The organism is Bacteroides timonensis, assembly GCF_000513195.1.
Taxonomy (GTDB): Bacteria; Bacteroidota; Bacteroidia; order Bacteroidales; family Bacteroidaceae; genus Bacteroides; species Bacteroides timonensis.
The window spans coordinates 58,356-71,430 of record NZ_CBVI010000115.1; the positions used below are offsets into that span (position 1 = coordinate 58,356).

12 protein-coding genes and 1 pseudogene are annotated in these 13,075 nt (G+C 42.3%); 1 reads left to right on the forward strand and 12 read right to left on the reverse strand.

Translation table 11 applies throughout. The features are described from left to right. Positions 1-16: 16 nt before the first annotated feature. From BN161_RS21115 to BN161_RS21125, 3 genes are read right to left on the reverse strand one after another with little or no spacing between them, the layout of a single operon-like run. Positions 17-715, reverse strand: coding sequence for a 16S rRNA (uracil(1498)-N(3))-methyltransferase (locus BN161_RS21115; RefSeq protein WP_044270040.1), 699 nt, complete (start codon positions 713-715; stop codon positions 17-19). A 4-nt stretch (positions 716-719) separates the two neighbouring features. Beyond that, positions 720-1,322, reverse strand: coding sequence for a bifunctional nuclease family protein (locus tag BN161_RS21120; protein WP_044270011.1), 603 nt, complete (start codon positions 1,320-1,322; stop codon positions 720-722). 42 nt (positions 1,323-1,364) lie between these two features. Beyond that, entirely contained in the window at positions 1,365-2,621 is a 1,257-nt protein-coding gene (locus BN161_RS21125) for a nucleoside permease (RefSeq protein WP_044270013.1), read from the reverse strand. A 349-nt stretch (positions 2,622-2,970) separates the two neighbouring features. Between BN161_RS21125 and BN161_RS21130 the strand changes: the two genes are divergently transcribed. Continuing rightward, positions 2,971-5,790: a glycoside hydrolase family 2 protein gene (locus BN161_RS21130; RefSeq protein ID WP_052356385.1), complete on the forward strand. Its 2,820-nt coding sequence runs from the start codon at positions 2,971-2,973 to the stop codon at positions 5,788-5,790. A 14-nt stretch (positions 5,791-5,804) separates the two neighbouring features. On the opposite strand, the gene BN161_RS21135 is transcribed toward BN161_RS21130, so the two are convergent. From BN161_RS21135 to BN161_RS21175, 9 genes and pseudogenes are all read right to left on the reverse strand, one after another. Beyond that, entirely contained in the window at positions 5,805-6,986 is a 1,182-nt protein-coding gene (locus BN161_RS21135) for a class I SAM-dependent rRNA methyltransferase (RefSeq protein WP_007215524.1), read from the reverse strand. A gap of 18 nt (positions 6,987-7,004) precedes the next feature. Further along, a complete protein-coding gene (locus BN161_RS21140; protein ID WP_044270017.1) occupies positions 7,005-7,649 on the reverse strand; it encodes a 3'-5' exonuclease in 645 nt (214 codons plus the stop codon). Between the two features lie 11 nt (positions 7,650-7,660). Beyond that, positions 7,661-8,251 (reverse strand): DUF5063 domain-containing protein, encoded by a 591-nt coding sequence (locus BN161_RS21145; RefSeq protein ID WP_044270019.1) that lies wholly within the window; start codon positions 8,249-8,251, stop codon positions 7,661-7,663. Positions 8,252-8,315: 64 nt separating this feature from the next. Next, positions 8,316-8,915: pseudogene (locus BN161_RS21150) on the reverse strand (VapE domain-containing protein); the annotation flags it as partial. A gap of 219 nt (positions 8,916-9,134) precedes the next feature. Beyond that, positions 9,135-9,749, reverse strand: coding sequence for a hypothetical protein (locus BN161_RS21155; RefSeq protein ID WP_125910900.1), 615 nt, complete (start codon positions 9,747-9,749; stop codon positions 9,135-9,137). A gap of 293 nt (positions 9,750-10,042) precedes the next feature. After that, complete coding sequence (locus BN161_RS21160) at positions 10,043-10,468, reverse strand: lipocalin-like domain-containing protein (RefSeq protein ID WP_081743767.1); 426 nt, start codon at positions 10,466-10,468, stop codon at positions 10,043-10,045. 150 nt (positions 10,469-10,618) lie between these two features. Continuing rightward, positions 10,619-11,023 carry a hypothetical protein gene (locus BN161_RS21165; protein ID WP_044270028.1) on the reverse strand — a complete coding sequence of 135 codons (405 nt, stop codon included), beginning with the start codon at positions 11,021-11,023 and terminating at the stop codon, positions 10,619-10,621. A 342-nt stretch (positions 11,024-11,365) separates the two neighbouring features. Continuing rightward, positions 11,366-12,040 carry a recombinase family protein gene (locus tag BN161_RS21170; protein WP_044270030.1) on the reverse strand — a complete coding sequence of 225 codons (675 nt, stop codon included), beginning with the start codon at positions 12,038-12,040 and terminating at the stop codon, positions 11,366-11,368. Positions 12,041-12,153: 113 nt separating this feature from the next. Further along, positions 12,154-12,600: a JAB domain-containing protein gene (locus BN161_RS21175; protein ID WP_044270032.1), complete on the reverse strand. Its 447-nt coding sequence runs from the start codon at positions 12,598-12,600 to the stop codon at positions 12,154-12,156. Between the last annotated feature and the right edge of the window lie 475 nt (positions 12,601-13,075).

The following is a 13,075-nucleotide window of genomic DNA, read 5'->3' on the forward strand; positions in this document are numbered from 1 at the left end:
TATTAAAATGTGATTATCATTGATTTTGCAAGTTCAGTGTATGGCAAGCCACCAAAGCAGCCGTCTCTGTGCGTAGCCTCGACTTACCCAGACTGATGGGAGTAAAGCCGTTTTCTATAGCCTTTCGTACTTCTTCTTCACTGAAATCCCCTTCCGGACCTATCAATACCAGTGCATCTTCTCCTTTGCGGAACACATCTTTCAGCAGCGGCTTTTCTCCTTCGTAACAGTGCGCAATGAACTTTTGCCCTTTGAATGGCTGTGTGATGAACTTATTGAAATCCGTCATCTCGTTCAGTTGTGGCAAACGTGCTTTGAGGGATTGTTTGATGGCAGATACCAATATCTTGCTGATACGCTCTGTTTTGATGACTTTCCGTTCAGAGAAACGACAGTTCAGGAAAGTCAGTTCATCGAAGCCTATTTCAGTAGCTTTTTCTGCAAACCATTCTGTACGGTCCATATTCTTGGTAGGGGCCATTGCAATGTGCAGATGCCCGTTCCATAAAGGTTCCTGATAAATGGTTTCCAGGATGTTTACCATGCAACGTTTATTGGTGGCGGCACTGATTTCTGCGCGATAGAAATTACCTTTACCGTCCGTCAGCGTAATCTGATCACCGATATTAAGGCGCAGTACGCGGACGCAGTGCTGGGCTTCTTCTTCGGGAAGTTCGGCACGGGTTTGTATGTCGGGTGTATAGAATACGTGCATAAGTTTATTGCTGTTCTTTTCGTTTGGAAATTTCATCCCTGATGTGGGCGGCGCGTTCGTAATTCTCATTGGCTATAGCTTCCTGCAAAGCTTTTTGCAGCATTTCCATTGTATCTCCATGGAAGAATTCATCTTCGTATGGAGAAGGATTCTCTCCTATAGGAGCTACGCTTCCCGCTTCGCTTTCCTTTCCGGTTTTAAGTTGTTCCGACTCCAGAATTTCTTCGTAGATAAAGATCGGAGCTTTCATTCGTAAAGCCATTGCGACTGCATCTGATGTACGGGCGTCCATACGAATGATAGCATCGTCTGCTTTCAGATAGATATAAGAATAGAATACACCGTTGTCTACCCTGTAGATAAGGGCACGCATCATGTTTACCCCTAATACTTCCAGACATGAAGCGAAAAGGTTGTGGGTCAACGGGCGTGGCGGAACAATTCCCTTCAGGCTGATTAACATCGCTTGTGCTTCTGCCGCACCGATGATAACCGGTAATTGACGGGCACCCTCCACTTCTCCCAATACGAGGGCATAAGCTCCTGCCTGTTCCTGACTGTTGGAGATGTTTAGTACTTCCAGTTCTATTTTTTTCTTTTTATCCATAATCTTTTTCTGAGTGGTGACAACTGCCAACCACTTGCTTACTTACTTTTTATTTACTGCTTCTTCCGGCTGGTGCTTGTACTTGAACACCAAGGCGAACAATATACCGATGACCAGGGCGTAAGCAGCAAAAATAAGCCAAATCTCAGGCCACTCACGACTTACCAGTTTGCCGTCGGCATATACAGAGAAAGCATCTACCACGGCACCGCTGGCATATCCTCCAATAATGGCGCCCAAACCGTTAGTCATCATAAAGAATAATCCCTGGGCACTGGCGCGGATATTGGAATTGGTTTCTTGTTCAACAAACAACGAACCCGAAATGTTGAAGAAATCGAATGCCATGCCATAAACAATCATGGATAGGATTAACATCCACAAACCGGATCCCGGATCTCCAAAGCCGAACAATCCGAACCGGAATACCCATGCAAACATACTGATCAGCATAACCTGCTTGATTCCGAAATGTCTCAGGAAGAAAGGTATGGCAAGAATAAATAATGTTTCGGACATTTGTGAGATGGATAGCAGGATAACCGAATGTTTCACGCCAAAGGAATCTGCGTATTCCGGAATACTGGCAAAACTACCCAGGAAAAGGTCACCATACGTATTGGTAATCTGCAACGCTGCTCCCAGAAGCATGGAAAACAAGAAGAAAATAGCCATTTTCTTTCTTTTGAATAATACAAATGCATCCAGTCCTAAAGAAGAAAGCAGTGATTTGTTTCCGGTCTTGGCAGGTTTACATGCCGGCAGGGTGAAAGCATACAGACCCAGCATTAATGCAGATGCACCACCTACATAAAGTTGGGCGCTTGAATTCTTGAATCCGGTAAGGTCTACTGCCCACATCGCACAGATAAACCCAATGGTTCCCCATACGCGAATGGGTGGGAAATCCTTGATCAGATCACACTTATATTGTTCAAGTGAATTGTACGAAACTGTATTGGCCAGTGATAAAGTAGGCATATATACCAATAAATTGAGTAACATTGCCCAATACATCTGGTCATATCCCGTAGCGGTAGAGGCATAGAAAAGGCATGCGGCTCCTATAATGTGGCAAAGTCCGTATAAACGTTCAGCGTTGAACCATTTATCGGCGATGATACCAATGATGCCGGGCATGATTAGAGAGGCAATGCCCATGGTTGCGAAGATTGCGCCGATTTGGCCTCCTTCGAAGTGTAGTTCTCTACCCATGTAACCTCCTAATGAAATTAACCATGACCCCCATACAAAGAATTGCAGGAAGTTCATGATAATCAAACGAACTTTTATACTCATGACTTTTCTAATTTGTGTGTTTTCTTTTCACATTAAATAATAAATGCAAATATAATATTTTCGTTGATTGGGTGAGCACGTTTATGTATAAAAAAAAAGAAGGCTATCTATCCCAGACAGCCAATCTTTATTAACCTTAAATCTAATACCATGAAAAACACAGTGCAAATGTAGAGGTTTTATGTTATACAACATAACGTTTTACTAATTTTCTTCTTTGGTTTAACATCTTTTAGATTACAGGGCGGCTTTTGTCCTATTTATGAGAGAGTAAAGTGCATTTTTGGCAAAGATAGTATTAGTTAATCTTCTATCCCTTGCTTACCTTTGCTTCATAAATCGAGAAATGATGAAAAACAGAATCTTATTGACTGCTGCGTTATGTATGAGCATGATGGCACAGATTACTGCACAAGGTTACACTTCTTTGCGGGAGCAAATCCAGTTAGCGGGAGAGTGGGAGAGTTCTTTAGGCACCTGTCGCCTGCCCGGTACGACAGATGAAAACCGACTGGGTGAAAGAAACCGGGATACGCTGGTGACGTATCAGTTAACACGTCTCTATCCTTATAGTGGTAAGGTGATTTATACCCGTGAAATAAATATCCCTGAGAGTTTCCGGGGTAAGAAACTGTTTTTGATGATGGAGCGTACCAAACCGAGCACTTTGTGGGTAGATGGTGACAGCATCGGTAGCTATGGTCATCTGTATGCGCCTCACCGGTATGAGCTACCTGCCCTGGCAGTAGGAAAGCATCAGCTGAAAATCAGGATTGATAACTCACCGACTTCTGTCCCTAAAGAAATACAGGGTTCTCATGCCTGGACAGATGCTACGCAAACGAATTGGAACGGCATTCTGGGAGAATTTTATATCGAGGCAGTTCCTGTTTCTTATATTCAGTCGGTACAGGTATATCCGGAAGTGGATAAGAAACAAGCATTAGTTATAGTGGAAGTCGATGCGGACAAAGACGGAAAAGCGATACTGGATGTCAATGGATATGCCTGGAATACTTCTGACACACACACCTTGTCTCCCCGGCAACTTGCCGTGCAATTGAAGAAAGGACGAAACCGGATTGAGCTTCCTGTGAATATGGGTGATAAACCATTACTGTGGAGTGAATTTCATCCCGCACTTTACAAACTGAACATTACGCTCCATGCCGGGAAAAACCGGGATAGCCGGATGGTAGATTTCGGTATGCGCAAGTTTGAAGTGGAGGGTACGCAATTTGTGATAAATGGTTATAAAACTTTTTTGCGTGGGAAACATGATGCCTGTGTTTTTCCCCTGACCGGTTATGGTCCGATGGATGTAGCGTCCTGGCAGCGTGTATTCCGCATAGCTAAACAATACGGTATTAATCATTATCGCTGTCATTCTTTTACTCCGCCGCGTGCTGCGCTGGAGGCTGCCGATATCGAAGGTATCTATTATCAGATTGAGTTGCCTTTGTGGGGGTATATCAAGCGTGAAAATACGGTTCTGAACGATTTTCTGAAAAAGGAAGGGGATATGTTGCTGGAACACTTTGGGAATCATCCTTCATTTATGATGCTGGGTTTGGGTAATGAATTGGATGTGGAGATAGATGTGGTGCGTGAATGGCTCGATGATTTCCGCAATCGGGATAATCGTCATTTGTATTGCTTCGGTTCCAATAATAGCCTTGGTTGGAAAGGGCCGCAGGATGGAGAAGATTTCTTTGTGACCTGCCGTGTAGGCGGTGGAGATGGATATACGACTCATGTACGTGCTTCTTTTGCGTACGTAGATGCTGAGAAGGGTGGCATTTTGAATAATACGCGTCCGGCTACGGATAAAGACTATTCCGGTGCCATTGCGCACTGCCCCCGTCCTGTAGTGGGGCATGAAAACTGTCAGTTTCAAATCTATCCCGATTACGGTCAGATAGAGAAATATACTGGGGTGCTTCGTCCTTATAATCTTGAGATTTTTCGTGATCGTCTGAAAGAGAACCATCTTTCTTCTCAGGCAAAAACTTTTCACCAGGCTACCGGACACTTTTCCATTGAATGTTACAAGGCAGATATGGAATATGCTTTCCGTACTCCCGGTTTTGGTGGCTTCCAGTTGCTCGATTTGCAGGATTATCCCGGACAAGGTTCCGCATTAGTGGGTATTCTGGATGCTTTTATGGATAGTAAGGGTATCGTTGCTCCCGAAACTTTTTATGGTTTCTGTGCACCTCTTGTTCCTTTGGCATTGATGAAGGATCATTGTTGGCTGAATACTCAGCCGCTTCACATAGATGTTGCTCTTTCTAATTATGTGGAAGGCGATTGGAATGAGCCTGTCCGCTGGAGTTTAGTATCTGATAATGGGGTATGGAAACGTGATGGAATACTCATGGCCTCCATTCCTCAGGGCAAAGTAGGAAAGGCGGGCAGTATTGATCTTTCACTTTCCGGACTGAAAGAAGCTCAACGCCTGACACTGACATTGACCACCGGTAAGTATCGTAACTATTATCATCTTTGGGTATATCCTGATGAAACTGCCGAGTCGGAAGGTTCTGTTCATGTGGCTTCTTTCCTGAACGATGATCTGCGAAAAAGGTTGGAAAGCGGAGCGTCCGTTCTGTTGATTCCCGATCATGACAGTATTGTAGCACAGAGTGTTGGAGGAATGTTTACCCCTGATTACTGGAATTACTCCATGTTTAAGACTATTTCGGAAAATGCCGGAAAAGAAGTTTCTCCCGGTACACTTTCCATATTGACTGATCCCGGACATCCGTTATTGAAATACTTTCCGACTGAATATCACAGTGATTGGCAATGGTGGAGTATTACCCGTAATTCCCGTCCCATGATACTGAATGCAACCCGTGGTGAGTATCGTCCGCTTATTCAGGTGATCGATAACATTGAGCGCAACCATAAGCTGGGGCTGGTCTTTGAATTTGCTGTAGGAAAGGGAAAACTGTTAGTTTGCATGACCGATCTGCAAGCCATTGCAGGGACACCTGAAGGCAATCAGTTTCGTACATCCTTACTTCGGTATATAAAGTCTGATGCTTTTCAGCCTACCGAACAGTTGACCTGGAAAGAACTGGACGCACTCTTCCACGCCGATATCAATCAAAGACAGATAATCGGAGTGAAGAATGAGTCGGATTATACGATAGGTGAAAAATAAATATACAAGAGGATTTATTCTACATACAGCACCAACCCTTTCAGGTATTCTCCTTCGGGGTGGTAAATACTTACCGGATGGTCAGCCGGTTGCGTCAGTTGGTGCAGAATACGTACACTGCGACCTGACATTGCGGCAGCCGTAAAGACCGCCGTGCGGAAGTTTTCTTTGCTGACAGCTTGTGAGCAGGAGAAGGTGAATAGAATACCGCCCGGTTTGATCTTTTCGAAAGCTTTCACATTCAGCTTGCGGTAACCTTGCAACGCATTGCGCAAGGCATCGCGATGCTTGGCAAATGCGGGTGGATCCAGAACTATCAGATCGTACTGGTCGCCCATACGATCCAGATATTTGAAAGCATCTTCGGCAAAAGCGGCATGGCGGGTATCACCGGGGAAATTCAGTTCAACATTCTTGTTCGTGAGGTCAATAGCCTTGGCGGAACTGTCTACAGAATGTACCAGTTCGGCATTACCACGCATACCATAAACAGAGAAGCCACCGGTATAACAGAACATATTCAGCACAGAACGTCCGTTAGCATAGCGTTCCAGCAGTGCGCGGTTCTCGCGTTGATCCACGAAGAAGCCCGTTTTTTGTCCTTTCAGCCAGTCGATATGGAATTTTAAGCCATATTCCATTGCCACATTATCTGTGCTGCCACCTTTCAGGAATCCATTCTCAGGGTAGAGGTCGGCTTTGAAGGGGAGAGTCGTTTCTGATTTATAATAGATATTCTCTATTTTATCACCCATCACTTCACTCAGGGCATTGGCTATTTCCATGCGGTCGAGGTGCATACCGGCAGAGTGTGCTTGCATTACAGCCGTGCGGGCATAAATATCAATGATCAACCCGGGAAGGTTATCCCCCTCGCCATGTACCAGTCTGTAAGTGTTATTAGTCGGATTTTCAGCAATACCAATGCTGCGACGCATCTCATAGGCAATACTGAGTTTGCGTTTCCAAAAATCAGAATCAATAGCTTCATCCTGATGAAAAGAAAGCACGCGCACGGCGATGCTGCCTATTTGGAAATGTCCCTTGGCTATGAATTCCTTCTTGGAAGTATAGATTTCAACTACTTCACCTTCTTCGGGTTCACCGTCGAAGTGGGCGATGGCACCTGAAAACACCCAGGGATGGAAACGTTTTAATGACTCTTCTTTGCCGGATTTGAGATATACTTTGTACATGCGATTAGTGATTAGCGATTATGGGTTAGTGATTAATGATTCCTGGTTGAGCGGTTCATCCGGTTCCAATTCATAGTCACCGGTAACTTTTAATTCCTGCAATCGGTTGTATATATTGAGGCATGCCCATGCATCGGTAGCTGCATACTGCTTTTGAGGCTCGGTCAGATGCTCAGCTTCCCAGTTGGAGAGACGTTGTGATTTAGATATTTTCTCACCGAACAGGATACCATAGATTTTTTGCAGGCTCTTGTCCTGTATGCCGAACATACGGACATATTCTTGCAACTCGATACAGGAACGTTGTTCAAAAGGAGCGCGCTTGTGCAGCATCATAAAGTCGTCGCGCAGCGAAAGGCCGACTTTGGTAACTGACGGACTTTCCAGCAATGAAATAATCGGAAGCGTCAGGCCGGTAAGGTTCAGGCGGAAAAGGAAGCAGTCTTCTTCAGAGGATACTTGCAGTAAGGCTACCTTATGTGATTGCCCTTTGGTGAATGACGGGCGGGTTTCGCTGTCAATTCCCAACAGAGAATACTTCTTAAGATAAGTCACTGCTTTTTCCGCTTCCCAGGGGGTTTGTACAAGATGTATTCGTCCCGGAAAGAGTACTTTGGGCATCTCTTTGATATCTTCCTTTTTAATCGTTTTTTTAATAACCATAATTTAAGTCTTTATTCATGATGGTGATGTCCATGACAATGGCAATCATCATCGTCGCAATCATCTTCTTCCGGTTCGTCTTCTTCAGACTGGCGGTATTTTACGTCGTGCAATGCGCGAAGTGTGTTTACCAGGGTTTGCCCCCAGTATTCTTTGAACTGTTCCTGACAGATAGCCAGGGAGTCGTTCATTGTTTCGTTCAATCCCAACTGGAAGACGAAAATGAAATCTTTGATGGCCTGGTAAATATCTGCCAGGTCTTCGGAAATATTCTTCTTGATAGGCTGGTCGCTATAAACCATATCTTGTATGAACACGTCCAGATAGTCATCTTTTTCGGCAAGAATCCCGGCAAGGTTGATGCGGAGCACTTCATACGTTTCTTCCGTTACGTAGCTTTCAGGAGCGTCGTCGCCTATTATTTCTGTTTCGGGCAACATGGCCGCCTTGAGGTAGAGCAACGGAAGTATCTTTAATGAGGTATCGACAAATATGTCACGTTTCATCGTTTCCGCCTGCTCCAGGAATTTGCAGAATTCAGCAGCTACGGTGACGAATTCCACTACATTACGGTCGAATATCACTTGGCTTTCTTTTTTCATAATCTACTTGATTTGAAACGCAAAGATAGTGTAAACCGAGTGCAGTAGCAAATTTATTTGCATTTTACTGAAATGCCGTTTCATTTATTATTACGTGATATTCCGTTCCCCGGTTTCTTCTGCGGCTACTGATTCCAAGTTTGCGGAGTGCACGCCCGAAGTACGCGACTTTGTTGATGGCTAATCGGTCTTTGGTCTTTTTCTGGAGAAAAGAAAGTATTTCCATCGGTGTCATCCACGTTCCTTCGTCTTCTGTTTGTGCCGCCTGGAAGTGGCACAGGAAGAGTTGTTCCAATGGAGTAGGTTGTTCAAACTCTTGATTGCTCTGCTTCAGAATGGCCTCGTCGGTGTCGTCCAGCCAGTAGCGTTCACCTTGCGAAATGGCAGTCATGGCCTGGGCATAGAGTTGGCGGTAGTTGATGGTGACGTTGGTGTTGATGGGGCCGGTTACTTCGATACAGATGAAGCGGCGACTGCCGCTGGGATCGGTCAGCAAATCTTTTTGATTGCTGGTGCCTATGAAGGAGGCGTAGCGGCGTATCTCCTGAATGGCGGTTCCATAAGGTTTCCGCAGGTTGGCTACGGGTTTTTGCAACAGATGTTTCAGGAAACCTTGCTGGCTGACGCTGATCTGGTCGAACTCGTCGATGTTGATTAAGCTAAAAACATTATTGACTAAATAATTAGCTGTAAATCAATGTAATATAAGGTAGGTTCTAATTGTTAAATATGAATTATAGAGGTAGGGGCGTTATAGACCACTTTAGTTTTACTCGGTGATTTCTCCCAATTGGGTAAGAACAAATAATGTGTCTCGGACGTGTACATTATGTTACTTGCGTTATTTTGATTTAAAGTTATCTCTAAATGTCTCTAACTTTGATCATTCGACAATGATAGCATCTTCGACATCATCAGGCAAGAACTTATATCCTGCATCCTCTGCCGTTTCAACTACGCAGTCTATGGGAATGTCTATATTCATAGCTTCCTCCTGCTTACGGTAATATTCTTCCCGTAAAGCTTCTAAAGTTTCCTCATCAGGTATTGTTATTGTCTTCGGGGTTAATGGAAGCGTTGCCGCCCCAATCATTCCCGACATAGAATCAATATAACCACACCTATAGAAGAAAGAATTTATAGATATGTTAGGGTGGGCTGCCTTACAAATGAGTGCAGCTATTGCAGCATTGACATCATTAATGATGAAATATGATTTAGCCAACTCATTCAATGAGGTAACCCTCTCTAAATCCAGCTTAAAATGGGTTTCATTAACCTTATTGAAAGTAACTTTTACAAACTCAACCTTAGTTAAATTTGTAACATCATCTCGTACTGCATCAAATGCTTTAGTGAATGTTACCCTAAAATGGAAGAAGTCCTTTACTAAATGTTTAACAACCTCCTTATTAGAGATTTTAGACACCATATTAGCTGATATAATGAAAGAATTAGTTCTATCGAACATTCTTTCTGATAGGTTATATTTGTTCATAATCATTTATATTAATTAAAACTAATTGATTATGATATGTGCCTATCAACAGACCACGATTCCACCTCTAAGTAATTCTACAACTCGTGTAAGGTTTACTATGTGAACATGTAACGTTTAAAGATGCTCTTATGCACAATCAAGCGTTTGCTGCTAATGGTCTTACAGTAATTTAATGTACACTAAACCAAAGAACACATTATTTGTACTGCAAAGGTAGTAAAGATTAGCTTATAATGAAAAAAACAGCATAAGAGTTTCCTCAAATGCTGTTCTTCCTAAATATATAGCTCTTATCCAGCTATCTTCTTGTAGGTTGAAGTATCTACTTCATCATCATCTGTACTTGTTATCTTTAAGGTCGATGAATTAAGTTCCTCAACCTTGTAGATGTCTGCACCATCGAATTGGGTATAGGTAACGTGTAACTGATTACCTTCCAGCTTCCAATTGAAGTAGGCGTTAGAACCGTAGTCTTCATAGTGATAGCCTGTCCCATCATCCTTAAAGACGAAATATAGTCCACTATCAGCTTCATCCCAATATTCTTTGTGACCGTCATCATTCAGTTCCCAACCCTTAGTCCATGTCAATTCCCATTTACCAATAATGTCATTGGGGTTGCTGACTGTTTCATCGTCATCGTCACTACAAGCTGTAAAGTTTACAGCACACAAGACCATTAATAAGGTCATTCCGATTAATTTAAATGCTCTCATTGTTTAATAATTTGTTGATTAATATTAAAGGTTGCATATGAGTTTCCTCAAATGCCGTACTCTCTAAACATATAGCTCTTATTCTGTTATAAGAAGCATCAAAGGAGAAAGAATCTCCCATGATGTCTTTTAGCTATTCAAAAATGGGGGTTATTTCTTACGGGTATATTCTTCTACGTCACCATCATCATCAATAATCAGCTTATTGTCTGAAATTTCTAATATAGTAACAGCATAAGAGCCAGTCTCATCACCAAGAGTTAGTTTCTTAGTATCTTGGTAGTAGTTATAAGTTCCATTCTCTTCATAGTCATGCCAACTTGTATCGCTTGTTTCAGTATAGGCATAGCTCTTATCAGCATTGAATTGATAGGTGTAAACGACGACATCTGTCCCTCCATTAGTGTTACTCCATTCATGAGTATATTCCCAAGTGCCAACTAACAGGGTTAATGTTTGATCACCCTCCTGTTCTTCACTATCATCGCTACACGATGTAAAACCTGTACACAATGCAACCACTAATAAGGTTGCGAATAATCTAATTGTTCTCATATCATTTAAAATTTAGTTAATTAATCAGTACTAAACAATGAAGGCGTGAAACTATTGAATATTATCTTATTGAGGTTCTGGACGACCCACTACTAAATAATAAACAATAGCTCACGCCAGACTGTTATATAAACTACTTAGTAGTAGATATATAGCACTGACGTGAGCGTTCTTGCCTATTATCCTTAGTAGTTGAAATTGTCCAGATTCCAATAAGGGATAATATGTCAAACGCTCATCGTTAACTAAAATATGTCCTCCCTCAGTGACCTAACGTTTCAGGTGTAAGGGATTACGATGCAAAGTTACTAAAAACGTTTGAATTGGCAAGAACTATGTTTATTAAATGGTAAGTCCTGCTCTGATAAGAAGTCGTTTAACTTGGGTAATCTGGAACTGACAACCTTTAGATGTAACAAAGCCTTGCTCATTTAGTAGGTCAGTCATTTCGGATAATGATTTTCCCTGCGTTGACAGTGACCGTAGTAAAGCTATTGCCCTCATATTATTGGGGTTGTTATCAGCTTTAGCCTTATTGGTACGGGAACTATTGTAGATAGCTTGTTCAAACTTATTCATTAAGTTGTCAGACTTGCCTAACTTGATTCCTCTTGCCTTCTTAGCTTGTAAGGATTGTCTGGTTCTCTGGCTGATTAACCCAGCTTCGTACTCTGCGATGCTACTAATGATATGTAAGATTAATCTGTTAGCCTGTGGGAAGTCACAGAAGACAATCTCAACATCTGATTCCAGTAGCTTAGATGTAAATGCTACATTCCTTGACAACCTATCCAGTTTGGCGACAATCAGAACAGAGTTAGTTTTCCTGCACATAGCCAAAGCTGTGAGAAGTTGGGGTCTGTTAGACTTCTTCCCACTCTCTGTCTCAATGTATTCGGCAAGTATAGGTTTGTTCCTTACATAATTATGTATAATCTCCCGTTGTGCTTCCACTCCTAAACCAGATAGTTGTTGTTTCATGGTGGATTGCCTTAGATATGCTATATAGGTCTTCATGTTTACAAATTTTAATAGTTGGTTACAAATGCTGAACGAACATTCAGCTTATGTAAGTTAGGACACCCAACTTAGAAATTGAATGCCCTTCGCCTTATTATATATAGGAAGTCCTACAACTGCCCTTCATCAGAAAAGCTGTAATATCCTACATCCGAAAGAATGAGGTGGTCTAAAACTTCAATCCGCATGAGTTTGGCAGCTTTCTTAACCTGCTGTGTTATCTCAATGTCCTGCTGACTTGGCTTCATGTTACCACTTGGGTGGTTGTGTGCAAGGATGATAGCTACTGAATTGGTAAGCAATGCAGCCTGTAAGATTACTCTTACATCAACATCTGTTGTAGTTAATCCTCCCTCTGATATGAGGGTGTAGCCAAAGACCTGATTAGCTTGGTTCAGAAATAAGATCTTAAAATATTCCTTGTAACAGATAGTTCCTTCCTTAAATGTAGGGAGTAAGACCTTGTAAGCATCGGCAGAGCCTGTTATCTTATGTAGTCTTTTAGCTGTTGGTTTGTAACATAATTCTACTTCTGCTACTTTGTAATTGATTTCCATAATGTGATTGAATTAAATGATTATTAATTTAATGCAGCAAGTAACATCTGATCTGTAAGTGGAATGCATTCACTTTCATTTCAGATGATACTACATACTGTCAAATAGCTATAAGTGTTATATCACTTAGGATATTTTACACTTAGAACTATTTAGTGTTATTCCCTAAGTATCATTAAATGGAGATTGGGAGTAATAGTAATTTTTCATCAGGATAGGTAATAGTTTAGAGTGCATCCACGCTGACAAGGGAAAAGATTGTTGATTAGATGATGTGAGGTAATAGTATATTCCTAAAGCATCCTTTTTATTAAGGAGCTACGAGGGGGGAATTAAAGTGGGTGGAGTAGTGTGCGTGGGTTTCAGTTCGGTTGCTGGGGTCAGTTCGGTTGCTGGGGTCAGTTCGGTTGCTGGGGTCAGTTCGGTTGCTGGGGTCAGTTCGGTTGCTGGGGTCAGTTCGGTTGCTGGGGTCAGT